Source organism: Providencia sp. Me31A (assembly GCF_050487165.1).
Classification (GTDB): Bacteria; Pseudomonadota; Gammaproteobacteria; order Enterobacterales; family Enterobacteriaceae; genus Providencia.
This window is the reverse complement of sequence record NZ_JBKQGZ010000020.1, coordinates 51,427-73,523: the sequence shown is the minus strand read 5'-3', so window position 1 is coordinate 73,523 and position 22,097 is coordinate 51,427. Positions and strand designations below refer to the sequence as shown.

Sequence of the window (22,097 nt, the reverse complement as noted above, 5' to 3'; positions counted from 1 at the left end):
GCTGAACGGTATTACTGAAATTCACCTGACGCTGTTTCTGTGAACATATCCTGTTTTGATTTTGTTATTCAACTACTCATTATTTTGGCAGTAGGATATTTTTCTATTGTTCTTATTTTCTTTAGAATATATAAGCTTGAGGTACAGTAATAGATAACATTAAACGGGCAAAACTGTTAATTAAATAAATACAAAAGCTCAAGTGAGTGGACGAGTAAAAATAAAAAAAACAACATTAATTTTTTACTCGCTAGTCATTAAATAAGGATGACCTTGAATTTATTACTAGCAAATTAGGTTTTTAGTGTTACAAATATTTAATCAGAATTATGATTTGAGCGATATAGCTTTAACCAGCATAGAGCTTAGGTGCTTGCCAAACGGATTTAAGGGCATTAATAGTGAAGATATTACTCATAGAAGATCATGAAAAAACAGGTAATTGGGTTAAAAAAGGTTTAGAGGAAGCCGGGTTTATTGTTGATATCATTTCTGATGGGCGTGATGGCCTGTATTTGGCATTAGAACATGATTATCAGCTGATTATATTGGATATTATGCTGCCTGGGATGAATGGGTGGAATATTCTAAAAGTTTTGCGTACCTCAAAGTCGGTGCCTGTAATTTGTTTAACTGCGCGAGATGCGGTCGAGGATCGCGTTAAAGGATTAGAATTAGGGGCGAATGACTATTTAGTGAAACCTTTTTCATTTTCTGAATTGTTGGCGAGAGTACGCAATCAATTACACAATCGACAACTAACTTCCAATACGATCGAAATAGCCGATTTAACGATTAATTTACCACGTCATGAAGTTGAGCGCGGAGGACTGAGTATTCCAATGACTCGACAGGAGTACTCACTTTTACTTTTTTTTGCCTTACATACTAATGAAATTTTGCCGAGAACCTTGATTGCAAGTGAGGTTTGGGGAACTAATTTTGATAGTGATACGAATATTGTTGATGTTGCGATTCGAAGGCTTAGGAAAAAAATTGATGATGGATTTGACATTAAGCTGATAGAAACTATTCGAGGGATGGGCTATCGGTTTAATGAGGGTAAGAAATGAAAAAAAAGTCATTAAAGTTTAAATTAATTTTTCTTTTTACTTTGCTCATGGTTGCTAATGTAGGGGTTATCACGTTATTTCTTTATCAGACACTTAAGAATGAAATGGTATCAAGGGATAATACGTTATTAGTTAATCGAGCCGATCAATTAGCTAAACTGATAATGAGTGGGATTGATATAAAAACACTGCCTATTTACTTTCAGCGTATGATGGATATGAAGCAAGACATTATTTATATCACAGATATAAATAATAAAGTGCTTGTTGATACTAACCAAGATATTTTATTTGCTAGTCATCTTAAAACTGTAAATGTTAATGATATTGATCTTGCTGCTATTACCCATTGGGAAACAGCTGAAGGTATGCCAGTTTCTGCGATTAATTTTATGATTAACTCGCCATCAGAAAGTTTAAATGTCGTTATTGCTAAAGCATCAATCGAGCGTAATAGCGTTCTTTCTGAGTACCTTAATAAGAGTATTGCTATTTCAGTTTTTACTATCTTATGTATGGCATTTCTAAGCGCTGTACTTGTTAAAAGAGGGCTACGCGATATTTATCATTTAAGTCGAGTCACAGAACAAACCGATATTCATACACTTAGTCAGCAAATTAATATTGAGCAGCTTCCTGAAGAATTAAAAAGTTTAGGTAATTCCATGAATATAATGAGAAGCCGCCTGAAAAGTGATTTTATTAAATTGACTCAGTTAGCGGATGATTTAGCTCATGAGCTTAGGACGCCAATTAATGCCATCAAAGTGCAAAATGAAATCACCTTACAAAGAACTAGAACATTGGATGAGTATCAATCAATTATTGTAAGTAACATTGAAGAGCTAGATACCTTGTCTAAGTTGATTGAAAATACTTTATTTATCGCTCGAGCAGAAAATAAAAATATTGCCTTAAATAAAGAGTATATTTTAGTCGATAAAATCATTGATGATGTATATGGTTTTTTTGCTTTTTATGCAGAAGAGAATCAAGTTAAGCTTATTTATCATCCATCAACGATAAGGGTTCATGCTGATGCAGTCTTGTTAATACGGATAGTTATGAATCTGATTTCTAACGCAATTAAGTATTCATATCCGGCAAGTCAAATCGTAACAACAACCCAGATTGAAAATAATCATGTTATCGTAAGGGTTAGCAATCAAGGTGATTTAATCGCCAAGAGTGATCAGGTTTTTGACCGTTTTTGGCGTGGTGATAATGCACGAACATCTGAGGGAAGTGGTTTAGGACTATCCATTGTTCAGGCCATTATGATACTACACGGAGGCTCTGTTACATTTGAGCGTATAGATAATCAGAATGTATGTAGCCTTTATTTTCCTATTGAGACAATGCCAACATGACAAAATTGTCATCATTCTGTCAGCCTTAAAACTGCGTTATTCGGTATAACAACGGTATTGAAGTGAGCGTGCATGATTAACCGCGATATTGTTGGGCGAGTGTCTTGACGAGTGGCTATTTAAGGATGAAAAGTATGAAAAAATTTAAAAATAACAATCAATCAGATATTACTCCTGAGTCCGTTTTTATGATGAAACGTAGAAACTTGCTCAAATTGCTAGGCGTTGGAGCAACAGGGGTAGCTATCGCATCTGTCGCAAAGGCAGACTTGTTGTCTTGGTTTACAGGAAATGATGAAAAGCTTACGCCTACATTACCACGTAAAAAACTTGAGTTTATTCAACCTGAGGAATATCAGCCTGCTTTAACATTAACGCCGGAAGATAAAGTCATTGGTTATAATAATTTTTATGAATTTGGACTCAGTAAATCCGATCCTGCTCAATATTCACATACGATGAAAACAGAGGAATGGCAGCTTAGGATCGAAGGAGAGGTTAACCGTCCCATCACGTTGAATTTAGATGATATTCGCCATAAATTCGCTCTAGAAGAGCGTATTTATCGTATGCGTTGTGTTGAGGCGTGGTCAATGGTTATTCCTTGGGTTGGTTTCCCACTTTGCAGTTTATTAGCATTGGTTGAGCCTAATAGCCGAGCAAAATATGTGGCTTTTGAAACTCGCTATGCGCCTCAAGAAATGCCGGGACAAGACAGCCGGTTTGTTGGCGGCGGGCTAGCATATCCCTATGTGGAAGGCCTACGATTAGATGAGGCCATGAATCCGTTAACATTTATGGCAACAGGGGTTTATGGTAAAGAATTACCGAATCAAAATGGGGCCCCAATTCGCTTAGTTGTGCCCTGGAAATATGGTTTTAAAGGCATAAAATCGATAGTGACTATTCGCTTAACGGAGTCTATTCCGCCAACAACATGGAATCTTTCTGCTCCTAATGAATACGGCTTTTATGCCAATGTTAACCCAAAGGTTGCCCATCCGCGTTGGTCGCAAGCGAGTGAACGTTTTATTGGTTCAGGAGGGTTAGGGCAGGTTATCCGACAACCTACGCAATTATTTAATGGTTATGGTGCAGAAGTTGCGCATTTATATAATGGGCTAGATTTACGGAGAAATTTCTAGTGAAATTGCAAGTCGTATTGACAAAGTTGCTATTTCATCTTGTCGCTATATTACCTTTAATAGGGTTAATGTATGCGATTAAATTTAATCAATTAAGTGCAGATCCTGCGAAAGATATTCAGCATTTTACAGGTATTACCACGTTGCGTTTATTAGTGGCAGTTGCTCTGATACCGATGGTTGCTCAGTTTTCTGGATGGATAACTTTATTTCAAGTTCGAAAACTTTTAGGTTTGTGGTGTTTTTGTTGGGCAACGCTACACTTGAGTAGTTATTTACTGCTTGAAATTGGTTGGGGAAATTTTGCTTTCTTTTTCAGTGAAATTTTTTCACGGGTCTATTTGGTGATTGGCCTTGCCTGTTGGTTTATTTTATTTTTAATGGCTCTGAGTTCATTTGAGTGGATTCGAGTTAATTTAGTGGTTTGGTGGAAAAGAGTCCATGCTTTGTTCTACCCCCTTATATTATTGGTGATACTTCATTATATTTTGTCATTAAAAACCTTGACCCCAGAGCCATTTATTTATTTGATAGTCATCCTTCTTAGCTATTTTTCTCGTTTTATCAGGTCTGCAAAAATAAAGTAGACTGAAAATAACATATAAAAACCTTTTTTTATCAAGCCAAATGGTTATTTGCTGTTTGACTGTTCAATTTTAATTCAACTATTTAATCTATTTTTATTTTTAAAATAATGTAAGCGTTTACACTTAATCGAGATTGATCACAGAATCCTACCTCAGCGGGTTGCTATACTCTGTTGTAATAATCAGTTGAAAGCTGAAATAACATTTGAGTGGTGTAAGGGGGGAGTATGCCGCGGGGAGAGGTATTGGTTACTGGTGGATTGGGCTATATTGGCAGTCACACATGTATTCAATTGATAGATGCAGGCTTTGTACCAGTGATCATTGATAACTTATGTAATGCCAAACTTGAGGTTCTCAATCGCATTGAAAAGTTAACAAGTGTACGCCCTGTATTTTATCAATGTGATGTGCGAGACGAAATACAACTCAACAGTATCTTTACCTCGCATCAATTTCAATCTGTTATTCATTTTGCAGGGCTCAAAGCCGTTGGTGAGTCTGTAATTAAACCGCTTGAATATTATGATGTTAATGTCAATGGGTCATTGATTTTAGCGCGTTGCATGAATACCGCCAACGTAAAAAGTTTAATTTTTAGCTCCTCAGCCACGGTGTACGGTGAGCCAAGTACATTGCCTATTACAGAGGATTTCCCGACGGGTAACACCCAAAGCCCGTATGGCACGAGTAAATATATGGTTGAGCGCTGTCTAGCAGACCTCTATCAAGCCGACAACCGATGGTCGATTTCTCTTTTGCGTTATTTTAACCCCGTAGGGGCACATTCATCAGGCTTAATAGGGGAAGATCCTCAAGGTATTCCTAATAATTTGACTCCTTATATTACTCAAGTAGCGGTAGGAAAAAGGGAAAAACTCGCCATTTATGGAAACGATTACCCTACACTAGATGGCACTGGCGTTCGTGATTATATCCATGTGATGGATCTGGCGGATGGGCATGTTGCTACATTACAGACGGTGGGGAAAAAATCAGGGTTACATATCTACAACTTAGGAACGGGCAATGGGATCAGCGTGTTACAAGTGCTACATGCATTTGAAAATGTTATCGGAAAACCCATTCCTTATGTTATCGAGCCGCGTCGTGCGGGTGATATTGCTGAATATTGGTCGACACCGGCAAAGGCCCATCGTGAGTTAGGATGGCAAGCAGTTCGTTCAATTGATGATATGGCCGAAGATAGTTGGCGTTGGCAATTGAATAACCCTAATGGATATGATGGCTAGGAGAAAAATTTAATGAATACAATGCAATTTAACCCTACTGATTGTCCACATCGTCGTTATAACCCTTTAACGGGGCAATGGGTATTAGTTTCGCCTCATCGTTCTAAACGCCCGTGGAGTGGACAAGATGAAAAGCCATCGATAGCGCAGTTGCCTAAATATGATAAGAATTGTTTTCTTTGCCCAACAAACACGCGAGTTTCGGGGGAAGTGAATCCTAATTATCAAGGTACTTATGTGTTTCAAAATGACCATGGTGCATTGCTAGAAGACGCTTGTGAACAGCCTGAAAATCAATCTGAATTATTTCAATCACAGTCAGTAAGTGGGATTAGCCGAGTGATTTGTTTTTCGCCTGATCACAGTAAAACATTACCTGAACTTTCAATCTCTGAAATAGAGAATGTGGTGAAAACATGGCAGCAACAAGCTACCGAGTTAGGCGAGCGTTTTGCTTGGATTCAACTCTTTGAAAATAAAGGCGAAATCATGGGGTGCTCTCAACCCCATCCTCATGGGCAAATTTGGGCGAGTGATTTTCTTCCTAATGAGATTGCCCGTAAAGATCATTTTTTAGCGCAATATTATCAACGACATGGCACTAATTTGTTAGTTGATTATGGGCAAGCGGAGCAAAAAGATGGTTCGCGTACGGTAGTCGAAACGGAATATTGGATAGCCGTAGTGCCATATTGGGCGGCTTGGCCATTTGAAACGATGCTATTACCTAAACAACACATTAAACGAATTGATGAGATGAGTGCGGCGGTTCGGGCAGATCTCTGTGTTGCGATGAAAAAATTGACTTGCCGTTATGACAATTTATTTCAATGTTCTTTCCCTTATTCAATGGGATGGCACTTTGCACCTTATTTTAAACAGCCTAAAGATATTGCTCATTGGCAATTACATGCGCTGTTTTATCCACCGCTATTGCGTTCTGCAACGGTAAAAAAATTTATGGTGGGCTATGAAATGTTAGCAGAAACTCAACGTGATTTGACGCCGGAGCAGGCAGCTCAGAGGTTAAGAGATGTTAGCGATATTCATTATAAGCAGCACTAATTTTAATTTAGCCCGTTGGATCATTTTTAAAATTATTACCTGTTTGGTTTTTATTATCCAAGTAAGTTAACTGTGACCATTAAGGAAGGCATAAATGGAAATGTTGAAACAAATAGTGAGTCAGTCATTTATAAAAACATTTGGTTATCAACCAGATATTTATGTTCAAGCGCCAGGTCGAGTTAATTTGATTGGTGAGCATACCGACTACAACGATGGCTTTGTTCTGCCTTGTGCGATTAATTATCAAACCATGACAGCGGCGGCGAAGCGTAAAGACCGTATTATCAGAGTGGTAGCTGCTGATTATAACCATGATTGCGATGAATTTAGTTTAGACCAAGACATCACCTTTTTACCTGAAAAAATGTGGGCGAATTATATTCGAGGTGTTATCAAATTCTTATTACAACGTGGTTTTTCATTTAGTGGCTGTGATATTGCGGTGAGTGGTAATGTTCCTCAAGGTGCGGGGTTGAGCTCCTCTGCATCATTAGAAGTTGTTATAGCTCAGACAGTTAAAGCGTTGTATCAATTAGACATTAGTCAGCAAGAGATAGCGTTAAATGGTCAACAAGCCGAAAACCAATTTGTGGGTTGTAACTGCGGTATTATGGATCAGCTCATTTCTGCCTGTGGAGATGAAGGGCATGCGCTACTCATCGATTGCCGTAGTTTAGATTTATTTCCTATTTCTATCCCTGATGATTTAGTCGTGATGATAATAAATTCGAATAAACAACGTGGATTAGTGGGAAGCGAATACAATACACGACGTCAGCAATGTGAAGCAGCAGCACTGCGCTTTGGTGTAAAGGCTTTACGCGATGTGAGCTATGATGAATTCTTGCAAAAACAGCATTTATTAGCGCCATTGGTTGCTAAGCGGGCGAAGCACGTGATTAGCGAAAACGAGCGTACTTTAGCAGCGGCAAAAGCACTGACAGAAAATAATTTATTTATGCTTAGCCAATTAATGGAACAATCACATATTTCTATGCGTGATGATTTTGAAATAACAGTAAAAGAAATTGATGTTTTAGTTGATATTGTTAAATCTGTATTAGGTAGCCAAGGTGGAGTACGGATGACAGGGGGGGGTTTTGGCGGGTGTGTCGTCGCGTTGATGCAGCAGAAATTTGTCCAGCCTGTTATGGCAGCAGTAGATGAACAATACTCAAAAGCGACAGGGTTACAGGCTGATATTTATGTATGCCAACCGAGTGCGGGTGCAAGCACAATAGCTTGAGTCAATAAAATATATTGGAAACTGAGGCAAAAATGCAATTTACTCAAGGAAATGCTCAACAGCTACAAGAACTGCAGCTCATTGAGTTATCGAATAAAAATGGCATGAAAGTGGTTTTAACTAGCTTAGGCGCTAGCTGGTTAAGTTGTATCTTGCCCTTGGCTAGCGGCCAACGAGATGTCGTTTTAGGCTCACCAAACATGGCGAAACAGAGGGAACAAAACGTTTATTTGGGGGCGACAGTCGGTCGTGTTGCCAACCGTATTGCGAAGGCTCAATTTTCCATCGGTAGTGAACATTATATTGTATCAAACAATCAAGGCATTCATTGCTTACACGGCGGGAAAGATAACTTTAGTTATCGAATTTGGCATGTTTCGCAATTAGATGAACAACAAGCTGTTTTTTCATTGCTCTCACCTGATGGGGATCAAGGCTTTCCAGGTCAATTGTCAGTTGATGTGAGTTACCTCTTAACTGATGAAAACCAAGTCATTATTCGCTATAAGCATCAAACGACAAAAACGTGCCCAGTTAGTTTAACGAATCACACCTATTTTAATTTGGCTGGGGAAGATAGTGATAGCACCGTATTAGAGCATTATCTTGAAATTTATGCTGATCATTATTTACCTACGGACAAAGAAGGTATCCCGCTAGGCGAATGGCGGGATGTCACTAACAGTTTTTTTGATTTTCGCCAAAGCAAACGAATTGGGCGTGACTTCTTGCAAGATGAAGAACAGCGATTGGCAAAAGGATATGACCATACCTTTATTCTTGATAATCAAAGGATTAATACTCGACAGGCTGTAGCGTCACTGATTGCGCCGCAGGGGGATGTGCGGATGAATATCTTCACGACTATGCCTACTATGCAATTATATACAGGAAATTACTTGTTATCTGTGGCGGGAAAATCGCAAGACTATCTCTCATATTCAGGTGTTGCTTTTGAAACTCAATTTCCACCTGATGCGGTCAACCGGCCTGAGTGGGGGGAACAGTACAGTCCTATTTCACAAGCAAATCAAGTCTACAGTAGCGAGACTTGCTATCAATTTTGTTTCTGAATTAATTGCCATAGAGAATAAGTTTTGACTATGAACATCGCTTTATCGCGGTGTTTTTTCTTTTTTAACACGGAGTGAATCCATTGGTTGAACTTAAATGATTTTAATATGCGCTATAGCATTGTTTTTAATCCTAGCTCATTGTTTAATAAGCTATCTTAATTATAGAGGTGCACAATGGCGACAATCAAAGATGTGGCAAAAGAAGCTGGAGTTTCCGTTGCGACAGTTTCACGGGTGATCAATCAGTCACCAAAAGCGAGCCAAGCTTCTATCGCGTCAGTAAAAAATGCAATGAATAAGCTAGGATATCGCCCAAATGCTGCCGCTCGCGCACTTGTTAACCAAAGTTCCAATACAATAGGTGTATTAGTTAACGATGTCTCTGATCCATTCTTTGGCGTTATGGTTAAAGCCGTGGATGGCATCGCTCATAAAAATGGTAAACATATTTTGATTTGTAATGGTTATCATAATGCAAAAGAAGAACGCCAATCCATCGAATTGTTAATTAATAACCGCTGTGATGCGCTGGTTATCCATTCTAAAGCTCTTGAGGATGACGAGTTGATTAAATATGCGAAGGAAGTACCTAGTATGGTATTGATAAATCGACATATTAGTGAAATAGCTAATCGCTGTATTTCCTTGAACAACTACAAAGGGGCTTATTTAGCGACGGAACATCTTATCCGGCACGGTCATACTAAAATCGCATACATATCCTCAAATCATCAAATTGAAGATGCTGTGCAACGGTTACTCGGTTATCAAGATGCCTTAAAAAATAACGGAATTGCACTCTCTGATAGCTATATTGAATATGGGGTGCCATATGGAGAGGGGGGGGAGCAAGCCATGACCAATTTGTTAACTAAGTCATTGGATATTACAGCTGTTGTTGGTTATAACGATTTTATGGCAGCAGGCGCCATTGCGGTATTGGATGAAAACGAAATCCGCTCTCCTGAACAAGTTTCTGTTATTGGTTTTGATGACGTATTGATTGCACGATATATTCATCCACGTCTAACCACAGTTCGTTACCCTATTCAAATGATGGCGGAAAAAGCGACACAATTAGCGCTATCTTTAGCTCGAGGCGAGAAAATAGTGGGAGATAACTTAATTTATTCGCCAACATTAGTTCAACGCAATTCGGTACGACCATTGTCATCCTGAGTTTTCTATCCTTTCTCAATTTATTGTCGATAGTTGAAATGTAAACGTTATCATTTATTGTTGGGCACATCACATTTTAGTGCCCTTTTATGGCCTTGGCTTTCTTGTTATCTGACTTTTTATATTTTTAGCATGCATGTTTTTTCTTTATTATCCGTCAGTTAGATTATTCTTATAATGCTTCTAAGACCATTATGAAAATATGTGAGTTAATTAACGGTGATTTTTTGTGGTAACGTTTACACTGCCATCGTTACCATTTGGCGAAGGAATTTCATTATGCAAACTGAAGGGGTCGGGTTAAGCACATTAGACTACGGAATATTTATTCTATATGTGCTGATCATTATTAGTGTCGGGCTTTGGGTATCTCGTAATAAAAATGGACAGAAAAAAGGGACAGAAGATTACTTTTTAGCCGGTAAAACATTACCTTGGTGGGCGATTGGTTCTTCATTAATCGCAGCAAATATCTCCGCGGAACAATTCATTGGAATGTCCGGCTCTGGTTTTTCTATTGGTTTGGCAATAGCATCCTACGAATGGATGGCAGCATTAACGCTGATTATCGTTGCTAAATATTTTATGCCAGTTTTTATTGATAAAGGCATTTTCACTATTCCTGAATTTGTCGAAAAACGTTTTAATAAAACGTTAAAAACGATTTTAGCAGTATTCTGGTTAGCATTATTTATTTTTGTTAATTTAACCTCAGTACTTTATTTAGGGGCGTTAGCATTACAAACAATCCTAGGTATTCCAATGTATTATGCCATTTTCGGCTTGGCCTTATTTGCTGTGATTTATTCCCTGTATGGCGGTTTATCTGCGGTTGCATGGACGGATGTGGTACAAGTATTTTTCCTGATCTTAGGTGGCTTCTTAACGACGATTATGGCGGTGAGTTATATTGGCGGTGATGCCGGGCTATTTGCAGGTATGAGCCGTATGGCCAGTGAGGCTCCTGCGCATTTTGAAATGATTTTAAGCCAAGATAATCCGCAATTTAGTAATTTACCGGGTATTGCAGTACTGATTGGTGGCTTATGGGTTGCCAACTTATATTATTGGGGTTTTAACCAATATATTATTCAGCGTGCATTAGCCGCTAAATCAATTAACGAAGCACAAAAAGGGCTGGTTTTTGCGGCTTTCTTAAAACTGATTGTGCCAATTTTAGTCGTAGTGCCTGGTATTGCTGCGTTCGTCATTGTGTCTGATCCTGCTTTGTTATCAGGGCTTGGTTCAATGGCTCAAGAGCATATGCCAACGCTTGCACAAGCAGATAAAGCATATCCGTGGCTGACACAGTTCTTACCTGTTGGTGCAAAAGGTGTTGTATTTGCTGCTTTGACTGCGGCGATTGTCTCTTCTTTAGCATCCATGTTGAACTCTGTGGCAACTATTTTCACGATGGATATTTATAAAGAATACATTGCGCCAACAACAGCGGATCAGAAATTAGTCAATGTAGGACGTATCAGTGCTGTCGTCGCACTTATCATTGCCTGCTTCATCGCACCATTATTAGGGAATATTGGGCAAGCTTTCCAATATATTCAAGAATATACAGGATTAGTTAGTCCTGGGATCTTGGCGGTGTTCTTATTAGGCTTATTCTGGAAAAAAACCAATGCGAAAGGCGCAATTATTGGTGTGCTGCTTTCTATCCCATTCGCCTTGTTCTTAAAACTAATGCCGTTAGGAATGCCATTTTTAGACCAAATGATGTACACCTTCTTTTTTACGGCAGTAGTGATTGGTTTGATTAGCTTAACAACAGCGAAAGAAGATGACAGCGATGGGGCGATTATCTTAACTTCAGAGACGTTCAAAACATCGAAGGGCTTTAATATTGCCTCTTACGCTATCATGATTATCTTGTGTGTATTGTATGCACTGTTTTGGTAAAACATATACTCGTTATTCATCAAGTCGCAGCGTTGGTGGCTGCGTGTATTCGCACCAATCACATACAAGTGTATGTGATTGGCGATTCATTTAATTTTCACCTAATTATTTATTCATTAAAAAGTCAGCTAACTCAGGTGATAAATTTTGGCTACCCATCTTAGGTGATGGAGTTTGCTGCTGGCGGTTTGGTTGGGGAACATATTTTGCGAGAGTGAGCGCCGTCGAAATGGTTACTGCTAGATTATCAATCAGTGGGATACTTACACGGTCATGAATGATTGCAGGGAAGCCTGCGAGCGCAGCGCCGCCCAAAATGACACAGGATGCTCCGTCTTTTTGCGCGCAAGTTTCGCTGAGCTTCACTATCATGTCATAAGCTTTATCTGGGTTTTCAACAATTTCTGCTCCTGTCATTGACACTGTTCTGACGGAAGCTAACCGGTTTGCTAAACCAAAATTTTCAACTTGTTTTTCTAAGATAGGTTTCCATTTTTCGCCACCCGATAGAATGGAGAATTTACGCCCAAATAATAAGGCAGTAGAAAGAGAGGCTTCGAGTAATCCGATGACGGGGAAAGGCGTCATTTCTTGTAAGATAGCGGCTTCGCCACAGCCGAAGCCGGCAATAATAGCAGCATCAAATTGGGCATCTTTTTTAAGTTGTTTCGCCATCATATCAATGAGTGAGTGCATGGCAATACCAATAGCAACTTCACTACCAATATAGTCAGGCCCAAAATGGGATGTTAGCCCTACAACCTCGACATTATCTCCTGCGGCTTTGCGCGTTTCAGAGACGATGAGTTGAGTAAATTTGTCAGAAGTATTTGGATTAAGCACAAGTAAGCGGATTTTTTTCATTGTATTATTGGTCGGTGTGTCGCTAGATGCTATGGCTTTTTGAGTGACCGCAGCGGTGGCTAAGGCCGATGCACCTAGTATAAAATTTCTACGGCTATTATTCATTTTCAGCTATCCTTATTAACTATATAGCAGTGGTTATTGTATATAGCAGTGATTATTGAACGGTATCTAATAAGCGAAATAGAACAATTTTATATTCTTGCTGTAAGGCAATTTTAAACTCTTGATCTCTAGTATTATTGATTCTAGTTTTAAGTGCCGAGAAAATCTGTTGTTTAGTTGCTTTTTTTACTGCTAATAAAAAAGGAAAACCAAATTTTTCATTGTATTCTTTATTTAACTTTGCCAGTTCTTTGGCCTCTTTATCTGTACATTCATTAAGTCCCGCACCTGATTGTTCTCCTTGTGATAATGCTGCAGCGTTATCATTGCGTAAATTTTTGCACGCCAATTGGGGATGGGACTTAATTAGCTCTAATTGTTTTTCTTCACTTGATTTTTCAACGACATCAATAATATTCATATACATATTAACAAACCCAGAAAAAGGGCGTTTAGCAGCGCTCTCGACAATGGGCCATGTTGTATCTTCAAAAATATTTGAGAATGCTTTTTCGTAATTTTCAGCACTCATTTTATTTATTTCATCAATATTATAAATTGGGTTTGCCGTTGCATAGTTTACAGAAAATAATAAAGATAAAAAAATTAGCGTATATTTAATTAACCTCATGTTTATTCCTTTATATCATGGCTAAATGAATTTTGATGAAAGAAAAGGCATTAATAAGTAATGCCTTTTTTGCAGAGGGATTTAACGTGATTACAATTCATGTTACTTAGAATATAGATAGTGAATTGTAAAATAATTATTTTAGATTATAGCTCAATATCACGATTACAATCTTTAGAATAAATATAGCTAAATTCTTCGTCACCAACAGCATAACCTGCTTGTAGTGCATATGATGCCATAAAAATATAGTCGCCTTTTTTGACTGGAACCCAATCGTTATCGAGGTTGTACATACCTTTACCTGATAATATTAATGCGCCATGTTCTTGATAATGGGTTTCAATATAACCGTGGCTCGCGCCAGGTTGGAAAGTGAGGATATGGATATTCATATCAAAACCTAGATCTTTAGGTAATAAGTCTTGTAAATGAACGTTGTGCATTCCTTCATAATCAATTTTAGGAAGTTTATTCACGTTACCACAAACGACGTGTGCTTTATGGCCTTCTGTTGGTTCATAAACACGTTTGTACAAGAATATTTTTGAAGGATTCCCCTTATTGTTATTTTTAAAGCGCATTGTGACACCAGCAGGGCAATATAAGTAACCACCTTGAGTTAATTTATGTTCATCTTTATCAGCAAAAGTGATGAGCTCACCTTCAATGACATAAATGATACATTCAATTTTACCACCACCAAAGCCAGCTAAATTTCCACCTTCATTGAATAAGGTCCCTACGTAATCAACAAAGCTCGCACCTAATTTTGGTGTGGATAAAATTGTCATATTACAGTCAGTAAAACCAGGAATGATATTACAAACAACCCCGTTAGGTGGGATGATGGCATAATTATCCTTTTTGATAATTGCACGTGATGCCAAAATATCATTTGGGTAGCCAATTTGATTATCTAAATAACCCATTTAATACTCTCCTAAGTAATTTCATTATTTGTTGTTTTGGTCATATATTGCAGGAAATCTATTCCATATAGGCCAATTTATATAAAACTTCCGTCAGTAGTTTCACACCTTCAGCAAGGTCGCTTAATTTAGTGGCTTCTGCAGGATTATGGCTGATCCCTTTAATACTGGGAACGAACATCATGACGGTTGGAACAATAGGGGCAAATATTTGTGAGTCGTGGCCAGCACCACTATGCATTACTTTATAACTATATTGATTTTTTTCACAAATCTCTTTTACGAGAGTAACAAGCTGCCCATCCATTGGAATGGGTTTCTCATCCATCCAGAGATCGATTTTTACTTCAATACCCATTTCAACACAAATTCGTTGAATGTCGCTCTCTATCATTGTGGTAAATTCGACAAGTGTAGCTTTATCGGTATGGCGACAATCAATGGTAAAGTCCGTTTGACCTGGAACCACATTCACTGTATTTGGGTGGGGAACTACTCGACCAAATGTGAGCACTAATGGGTCACCATACTGTTTGGCTTTTTCTGTGGATTCATAACAAATTCGACTAAATGCACATAGGGTATCTTTGCGATACCCCATTGGTGTTGTGCCTGCATGATTGGCTTCACCTTTTAAGGTGATACTGTAGCGACGTTGACCGACGATGCTGTTCACAACGCCAATGGTAATATGCTCACGTTCAAGCACGTTACCTTGTTCAATATGTAATTCAACAAAGGTTTTAATATCACTGCGAGGCTTTTGGGTTGAGGGACGGAATTTAAAGCCGGCTTGCGACATCGCGTCGACAAAATTGATCCCATTAGCATCTGAAATCTGTTCGACATCTTCTTGTTTAGCGATACCAACAATGTTCTTACTGCCCCAATACACGTAAGGGAAGCGGCTACCTTCTTCCTCTGCCAAGGAAACAACTTCTAATGTTCTTAGCGGCTGACCATAAGTTTTATGCAGATAGTCTAATGCGATATAAGCCGCTTCAATTCCAAATTGTCCATCTAGATTTCCGCCATTTACAACGGTATCTATATGTGAGCCTGATAAAATCACTTGCTCTGGAAATTTACTCCCTTTGAGTTGACCAAATAGATTACCAATATCATCATAATAGGCATATAGCCCTGAACGCTCAAATGCACTTTTTAACGCTTTTTGCGCATTAACCCATTCTTGGGTATAAAGTAGGCGTGTCATGCCATTATTTTCTACAGCACCGTGTTGAGACAGCCAATTTGAAGTTTCTTTAACTTCTGTTGTAAAGTCCTTCATATCTATACCACCTAGTGATTTTCATACAGTGTGCCGTAGTAACAAAATAGTTTGTATTGTCACTACAGCGCGATATTTTTTCATAGGCAAAAGAAAATAATTAATGGCTCTACTGTGTCTTGTTATATTTGGCAAAGTGCCACTAGTCACTTATTTATTGAGTGACTAGGGGAAGAACGTTGCAATAAATATTGGCAGGAGATCCGATTAATCATCGTATTTCCGTATTTATTTAGCTAGCAAATGGCGATTTATTGTCATAGGATTTTTGGTAGATATCATCAGAAACCAAATAATCGTAAATATCATCGACAATATCGATGCCATTTGCTTCGCTTTGTTTTTCTCTTGCTAAACTATTTTGTCCAGGAAACTGAACTCTATCGAAGCCTGGAGCAGGTTTAACGGCATTTAGTTCATTCATGACTTGAGTGATATGTTTGCGAAACATAACAGGGTCAGTAAAATAAGCAGGGTTGATAACAATATGTAATTGGCCAAGCTCTCTGCCTTGCGTTAAATCGTGGTACATGGAGCTAACATGCTTACCAAATGGTAATCCCAGTAACACACCCGAGAGAATATCGACCATCATCATCAAACCGTAACCTTTAGGGCCAGCAATTGGGACTAAAGCTGTTACTGCAAATGGATCTGTTGTTGGATTACCGTCTTTATCGACAGCCCAAGTATCAGGAATTTTTGCATTTTTTGAACGTGCATCTAAAACTTTGCCCCATGCTTGTACGGTTGTTGCCATATCAAATGTGATATTATCCTTTTCACCTGGGGCAGAGAATGCGATAGGGTTAGTGCCATAATAGGTCTCAGCTCCACCATAAGGCACAACCATTGGGTCTGATTGGCAGACAGAAATACCTATCATGCCTGCATTAGAAGCTTGTTGAACAAAATAAGATAATGAGCCGCTGTGGCCAATGCGACGCACACCTACGACTGCAATCCCATTTTCTTCTGCCATTTTAATGGCTTCATCCATACTCAGTTTGGCGGCGACATGACCCGCACCGTTATCACCATCAAAGACAGCACTACAAGGGCCTGTTTTTTCAAAAGTAAAATTAGGTGAGTTATTTGTGCCACCTTTAGAAATGCGTTCTGCATAATATTCGACACGTACCGCGCCGTGAGAGTGAATCCCCTTTGCATCGGCATGGACAAGAACATCAGAAACGATATCAGCATGATCTTTAGATAATCCTGCCGCGTGGATTTTATTAGCGATGAGCTGATGGAGTTTTTCTTTAGAAACTTTCATACATAAATAACCCTTTAGTGTTTTTGAAGTTTAATAAAACTCTTTGCTGATACCAATGTAACAACTAAATTATCTATAAATGTGATCTAGATTATTTTTATTCGATTTTATAAAAATTTATGCAAATAGCCTCTTAATTATTAGAACGAATCTAATAGTTTTAAGTTTGACGTTTTTTCTTTTAATACCAAGCTTATTTTAAAGGAATTTCTAACAATATATAAAGTGTGAGCATTCTCAACTTATTTATAAGGCTTATTTGTAATTTTATTTTTCAATAAATGCCTATTTATTTTTTCATCTCATTTATTGAGTAAATAAAACTTCAATTAATAAAAGCTGTTTAAAGGATGTCACTATGATCCATGCTTTCATAAAAAAAGGGAGCTTCCAAGATTCAGTGAGCTTAATGCTGATATCGCGAAAACTAAGTGAATCTCCAAATGTTTCAGAAATATCCGTCATGATGGGAACACCTGCGAATAAGTCGTTACTTGATGCGACCGGATTTTGGCATCCATCCTTTGATGATGCAACACCCAATGATATTTGTGTTGCGATTAAAACCGAGTCTGCCGATACCGCTATTGTTGATGAAATTGCACAAGCGCTGGATGAATCACTCAAAGCATTAGCTCAAGGACAGCAGCAGACAGGGAAAAAGCTGCAACGTGTGCGTAGTTGGAGAATGGCGAAAAATAAACTTCCTAATGCAAATGTTGTATTAGTTTCCATAGCGGGGGAGTTTGCCGCAGAGCTGGCCGATCAAGCGCTAGATGATGGCTGTAACGTCATGATGTTCTCCGATAATGTGTCACAAGCGGATGAGCGTAGGTTAAAGCTTAAAGCGAGCGAGCGTGGCTTGATAGTAATGGGACCTGACTGTGGTACAGCTTATTTAGCGGGGGCACCACTGGCTTTTTCCAACGTAGCGCCAAAAGGAAACATTGGCATTATTGGTGCCTCGGGAACAGGTATTCAAGAGCTTATCTCTCAAATCACGCTTGCGGGGCAAGGTATTACAAATGCGATTGGATTAGGTGGCCGTGATTTAACCGCTGAGATTGGTGGTGTCAGTGCAATGACTGCCATTGAATTGTTAGCTGCAGATCCACAAAGCAATGTTATTGCTTTTGTTTCTAAACCGCCAGCCAAAGAAATCCGTCATAAAGTTATTGATAAGCTGAAAGCCCAAGGAAAGCCCGTTGTTGCATTATTTCTTGGTACAAAACCCGAAATAAAACAGGACGGAAATTTATACTTTACTGAAACATTGGATGAAACTGCGCGTGTTGCAGCAATGCTTGGTTGTGTTGAAAAAGCCGCAGCGCTCCAGCCACAAGCAAAAGGTAAGGCCATTTCAGGTTTGTATGCAGGGGGGACGCTAGCGGCTGAGTGCGCAATGCTATTGGCAGAAAAATTAGGATTACAAACAGACGCTACCCATGATCAAGGAATGATGCTTAACCAAGGTGGCCATAAGATCATTGACTTAGGTGATGATTTTTATACTCAAGGTAAACCTCATCCTATGATAGATCCTTCCACTCGTAACCAGCAAATTGCAGATCTTGCTCAGAAAAATGATGTGGGGGTGTTATTACTGGATGTTGTTATTGGTTACGGCGCTCAAATGGATTCAGCGCAAACACTCGCCAAAGAAATCAATGCATTAAGAAAACAACGTCCAAGTCATTCACCGATTGCGGTTATTGCAACAGTGACAGGGACGGAACAAGACCCACAAGTACGCTCTGAACAAATTGCCTATTTAGAAGATGCAGGCATTGCTGTTATGAATTCACTACCAGAAGCCGTTACGCTTGCATGCAATATTATCTCCCCGCCTGTGATTGCATTTCCACAAATAGAGCAAGACATCTTACAAAGTGTTTCTGTTATTAACGCCGGTATACGTAGTTTTGCGGATGACTTACAAGCCAATGATATTCCAGTTATTCACTACCAGTGGGCTCCAGTTGCTGGTGGTAATAAAAAATTAGCTAATATTCTGAAAAAATTGAAATAAGGGTTTGGATATGTACTCAACGATTGAAGAAGCAAATACCGCAGTAATTGAACGTATTCGTGCCGCTCGTCCTTTTTGGCAAAGTGTTGAACCTGCAAAAGATCTCGTTCCAACTTTACAACAAGGTAAAAAACTGCTGCATGCAGGGCCTCCTATTACTTGGAATGAAATGAGTGGGCCTGTGCGTGGTGCTTGTATTGGAGCCTGCCTATTTGAAAAATGGGCAGATAATGAAGAGCAAGCACTTAACTTATTGAATAATGGTGAAATTGAATTTATTCCTTGCCATAGCGTCAAAGCGGTAGGGCCTATGGGGGGAATTACTTCCGCCAATATGCCAATGTTAGTTGTTAAGAATATGACGCATGGCAACTTTGCTTACTGCAACATGAATGAAGGTATTGGTAAAGTCATGCGTTTTGGGGCTTATGGGGAAGATGTGCAAGCACGTCATCGTTGGATGCGTGATTCATTAGCACCTGTACTGAAAAAAACCTTACAAACACTAGAAAATGGTATTGATTTAACAGCGGTAATGGCTCAAGGCATCACTATGGGTGATGAATTTCATCAACGTAACATTGCAACGTCAGCATTGTTATTGAGGCAATTAGCGCCAATCATGAGCTCACTGGATATCGAGAAAACTGAGCTACAGCAAGTGATGCAATTTTTAAGTATTACAGACCAATTTTTCCTCAATCTTGCAATGGCCTATTGTAAATCAGCTATGGATGCGGGCGCAGAAATTCAACATGGAACCATTGTTACAGTATTAACACGTAATGGTAAAAACTTTGGCGTGAAAATCAGTGGAATGGGTGATCAGTGGTTTACAGCACCGGTTAACACACCAGAAGGTCTCTTTTTCTCAGGTTACAGCCAAGCAGATGCTAACCCAGATATTGGGGATAGTGCAATTACCGAAGCATTCGGTATTGGTGGGGCAGCGATGGTAGCCGCACCGGGTGTGACGCGTTTTGTTGGTGCAGGTGGTGGCATGAGTGCTGCATTAGAAGTGTCAGAAGAAATGACGGAAATTTACTTAGAGCACAACATGATGCTGCAAATTCCGACTTGGGATTTCCAAGGCGCTTGTATCGGATTGGATGCGCGTCGAGTTGTTGAAACAGGTATAACACCGCTTATTAACACAGGAATAGCGCATAAAGATGCGGGGATTGGTCAAATTGGTGCGGGTACGGTAAGAGCGCCACTGGCCTGCTTCGAAAAAGCGATTATTGCACTCGCTGAAAAAATGGGCATCAGTGAATAAATCGCTAGTTTTCATACTGAAGGAGCTTAAAAATGATCATGAAAGCACTGTCTGTTAGCGCTCACTTGCCTAGAGAAACAGGAATGTTGAATTGCGTTGGGCGCTTTAATCATGCACTTAATTTTGTCACTCCTTCAGGTGAATTATTGACATTACATCGCTATGGTCGTGGGTTGAGTCCGATGGGATGGATGGTTTCTGAAATTGATTTTCAAGCGATTTTTGATGACCACAGTGAGCGAATTGAATATCAAAAAGACCGATTGGTTAGCCCTCATTGGCAACTTGAAGCGCCTAAAGAACGCTTGTCATTGAAATTAATGCCACAAACCATACCGGAAGGAAGCATGGTTGCTCTGTGGGACATATTAAGGCAGTCAAAAGCAAAAAGTGGTCTGCATGGTAGTTTGTCTGAGGTTATGAATGGTGTGTTGTGTCGTGAATTAAAAACACTTAAAGCGAATTATCAGCGATATCTACAAGGGGATACCATTGATTGGCAATCCTTAATCGGCAAAGGGCCTGGGTTAACCCCGAGCTTCGATGATATTTTAATAGGTATGCTGTTAGTGACTTTTCTTAATCAGAAAATTAATCAAGACAAGCTCCCTAATTTCTTTCAAGGAACGCCCCCATTGGAGTCATTAACGACTCTGATTAGTGTGAACTATTTACGTTTCGCTTCCGAAGGCATCTTTTCTACTCCATTACAAACGTTAGCAACGGCGTTAGTACAGCCGATGAAATTATCACAAGCGGTTCGATTATTGCTTCAGGTCGGTCATTTTTCTGGTGCGGATACATTAATTGGTGTGTGGTTAGCGGGAATGGATGAAATGGGTTAACGTTCGCGAATAAACGAGGACAAATATGGAAACTATTGTTATCGCCTTAGGTGGCAATGCATTATTGCAGCGTGGAGAAGTGCTTTGCGCTGAAAACCAATATCAAGCTATCGCATCGATAGCGGGCACTTTGGGGCAACTGGCGCAGACGTATCGAGTGGTGATTGTACATGGCAATGGACCACAAGTCGGGTTATTGGCGTTGCAGAATTTAGCCTATACCGAGGTTCCTGCTTATCCTTTGGATATTTTAGTGGCCGAAAGTCAGGGAATGATTGGTTATATGTTGATGCAAGAATTGGGGCGCAAACACCCTAAACAGCCGGTCACTACATTGCTAACTCGTGTTGAAGTCGATGGTAATGACCCTGCCTATCAAAACCCAACTAAATATATTGGTCCTGTCTATGATAAGCAAGAAAAAGAGGAGCTAGAATCTAAGCTAGGCTGGACAATCAAAGCCGATGGCAAATATTATCGTCGAGTGGTGCCATCGCCAGAGCCGAAAAGTATCCTTGAGATTGATGCTATAAAATGCTTGTTAGATCAAAATCATATTGTCATCTGTAATGGCGGCGGTGGCGTCCCTGTTATTGTGCAAGATAATGGTTTTTGTGGTAGCGAAGCAGTTATTGATAAAGATTTATCTTCCGCTTTATTAGCGGAAGTGCTTGAGTGTGACCACCTCATTATTTTAACGGATGCCGATGCCGTATATCGGAATTGGGGAACACCAGAGCAAAGCGTGATTAGAAACGCAACGGTAGCTGAGATTGCCCCTATGGCGATTGATGATGGTTCTATGGGGCCGAAATTGATGGCGGTTAGTCGCTTTGTGCAACGCTCTGGTAAACCTGCCTATATTGGTGCATTAAAGCAGATAGATGCTATTTTGAAAGGAGAGGCAGGAACGAAAATTATGCCGTAGTAATTAATT

19 protein-coding genes are annotated in these 22,097 nt (G+C 39.4%); 14 read left to right on the top strand and 5 right to left on the bottom strand.

Annotated features, from left to right (window positions below; all coding sequences use genetic code 11):
- The first annotated feature begins 401 nt into the window (after positions 1-401).
- The 10 genes from ACLPIE_RS16590 (at position 402) to ACLPIE_RS16545 (ending at position 11,908) form a co-directional block, all read left to right on the top strand.
- A complete protein-coding gene (locus ACLPIE_RS16590) occupies positions 402-1,073 on the top strand; it encodes a heavy metal response regulator transcription factor (RefSeq protein ID WP_430262824.1) in 672 nt (223 codons plus the stop codon).
- A complete protein-coding gene (locus tag ACLPIE_RS16585) occupies positions 1,070-2,443 on the top strand; it encodes an ATP-binding protein (protein ID WP_430262823.1) in 1,374 nt (457 codons plus the stop codon). Before ACLPIE_RS16590 ends, ACLPIE_RS16585 begins: the two co-directional genes overlap by 4 nt.
- A 134-nt stretch (positions 2,444-2,577) precedes the next feature.
- On the top strand, positions 2,578-3,588 hold the full coding sequence (msrP, locus tag ACLPIE_RS16580) for a protein-methionine-sulfoxide reductase catalytic subunit MsrP (protein ID WP_430262822.1): 1,011 nt from the start codon (positions 2,578-2,580) through the stop codon (positions 3,586-3,588).
- Entirely contained in the window at positions 3,588-4,175 is a 588-nt protein-coding gene (locus ACLPIE_RS16575) for a protein-methionine-sulfoxide reductase heme-binding subunit MsrQ (RefSeq protein WP_430262821.1), read from the top strand. Before msrP ends, ACLPIE_RS16575 begins: the two co-directional genes overlap by 1 nt.
- A gap of 227 nt (positions 4,176-4,402) precedes the next feature.
- Positions 4,403-5,428: a UDP-glucose 4-epimerase GalE gene (galE, locus tag ACLPIE_RS16570; protein WP_430262820.1), complete on the top strand. Its 1,026-nt coding sequence runs from the start codon at positions 4,403-4,405 to the stop codon at positions 5,426-5,428.
- Between the two features lie 12 nt (positions 5,429-5,440).
- Positions 5,441-6,493, top strand: a complete 1,053-nt coding sequence (locus tag ACLPIE_RS16565; RefSeq protein WP_430262819.1) for a UDP-glucose--hexose-1-phosphate uridylyltransferase — start codon at positions 5,441-5,443, stop codon at positions 6,491-6,493.
- Positions 6,494-6,587: 94 nt separating this feature from the next.
- Positions 6,588-7,742, top strand: coding sequence for a galactokinase (gene galK, locus ACLPIE_RS16560; RefSeq protein ID WP_430262818.1), 1,155 nt, complete (start codon positions 6,588-6,590; stop codon positions 7,740-7,742).
- A 32-nt stretch (positions 7,743-7,774) separates the two neighbouring features.
- Positions 7,775-8,815: a galactose-1-epimerase gene (gene galM, locus ACLPIE_RS16555; protein WP_430262817.1), complete on the top strand. Its 1,041-nt coding sequence runs from the start codon at positions 7,775-7,777 to the stop codon at positions 8,813-8,815.
- A 177-nt stretch (positions 8,816-8,992) separates the two neighbouring features.
- Positions 8,993-9,997: a substrate-binding domain-containing protein gene (locus ACLPIE_RS16550; protein ID WP_430262816.1), complete on the top strand. Its 1,005-nt coding sequence runs from the start codon at positions 8,993-8,995 to the stop codon at positions 9,995-9,997.
- Positions 9,998-10,276: 279 nt separating this feature from the next.
- Positions 10,277-11,908, top strand: a complete 1,632-nt coding sequence (locus tag ACLPIE_RS16545) for a sodium/sugar symporter (protein WP_430262815.1) — start codon at positions 10,277-10,279, stop codon at positions 11,906-11,908.
- A gap of 105 nt (positions 11,909-12,013) precedes the next feature.
- Here the strand turns inward: ACLPIE_RS16545 and ACLPIE_RS16540 are convergent, their stop codons facing one another.
- From ACLPIE_RS16540 to allD, 5 genes are all read right to left on the bottom strand, one after another.
- The gene (locus tag ACLPIE_RS16540; protein ID WP_430262814.1) at positions 12,014-12,877 is read right to left on the bottom strand and encodes an aspartate/glutamate racemase family protein; all 864 of its coding nucleotides are present in this window, start codon (positions 12,875-12,877) and stop codon (positions 12,014-12,016) included.
- A gap of 52 nt (positions 12,878-12,929) precedes the next feature.
- Positions 12,930-13,508: a 2-oxo-4-hydroxy-4-carboxy-5-ureidoimidazoline decarboxylase gene (uraD, locus tag ACLPIE_RS16535; RefSeq protein ID WP_430262813.1), complete on the bottom strand. Its 579-nt coding sequence runs from the start codon at positions 13,506-13,508 to the stop codon at positions 12,930-12,932.
- 146 nt (positions 13,509-13,654) lie between these two features.
- Positions 13,655-14,440 carry a (S)-ureidoglycine aminohydrolase gene (allE, locus tag ACLPIE_RS16530; protein WP_430262812.1) on the bottom strand — a complete coding sequence of 262 codons (786 nt, stop codon included), beginning with the start codon at positions 14,438-14,440 and terminating at the stop codon, positions 13,655-13,657.
- A gap of 58 nt (positions 14,441-14,498) precedes the next feature.
- Positions 14,499-15,731 (bottom strand): allantoate deiminase, encoded by a 1,233-nt coding sequence (gene allC, locus ACLPIE_RS16525; protein ID WP_430262811.1) that lies wholly within the window; start codon positions 15,729-15,731, stop codon positions 14,499-14,501.
- A 232-nt stretch (positions 15,732-15,963) separates the two neighbouring features.
- Complete coding sequence (allD, locus tag ACLPIE_RS16520) at positions 15,964-17,010, bottom strand: ureidoglycolate dehydrogenase (RefSeq protein ID WP_430262810.1); 1,047 nt, start codon at positions 17,008-17,010, stop codon at positions 15,964-15,966.
- 358 nt (positions 17,011-17,368) lie between these two features.
- Here allD and fdrA point away from each other — a divergent pair, with 358 nt between their 5' ends.
- The 4 genes from fdrA to ACLPIE_RS16500 are packed head-to-tail and all read left to right on the top strand — an operon-like array spanning position 17,369 to position 22,088.
- A complete protein-coding gene (fdrA, locus tag ACLPIE_RS16515; protein WP_430262809.1) occupies positions 17,369-19,039 on the top strand; it encodes an acyl-CoA synthetase FdrA in 1,671 nt (556 codons plus the stop codon).
- A gap of 10 nt (positions 19,040-19,049) precedes the next feature.
- Positions 19,050-20,315 carry a YlbE family protein gene (locus tag ACLPIE_RS16510; protein WP_430262808.1) on the top strand — a complete coding sequence of 422 codons (1,266 nt, stop codon included), beginning with the start codon at positions 19,050-19,052 and terminating at the stop codon, positions 20,313-20,315.
- A 32-nt stretch (positions 20,316-20,347) separates the two neighbouring features.
- Positions 20,348-21,160: an oxamate carbamoyltransferase subunit AllH family protein gene (locus ACLPIE_RS16505; protein ID WP_430262807.1), complete on the top strand. Its 813-nt coding sequence runs from the start codon at positions 20,348-20,350 to the stop codon at positions 21,158-21,160.
- A gap of 25 nt (positions 21,161-21,185) precedes the next feature.
- Complete coding sequence (locus ACLPIE_RS16500; RefSeq protein ID WP_430262806.1) at positions 21,186-22,088, top strand: carbamate kinase; 903 nt, start codon at positions 21,186-21,188, stop codon at positions 22,086-22,088.
- The last annotated feature ends 9 nt before the right edge of the window (positions 22,089-22,097 follow it).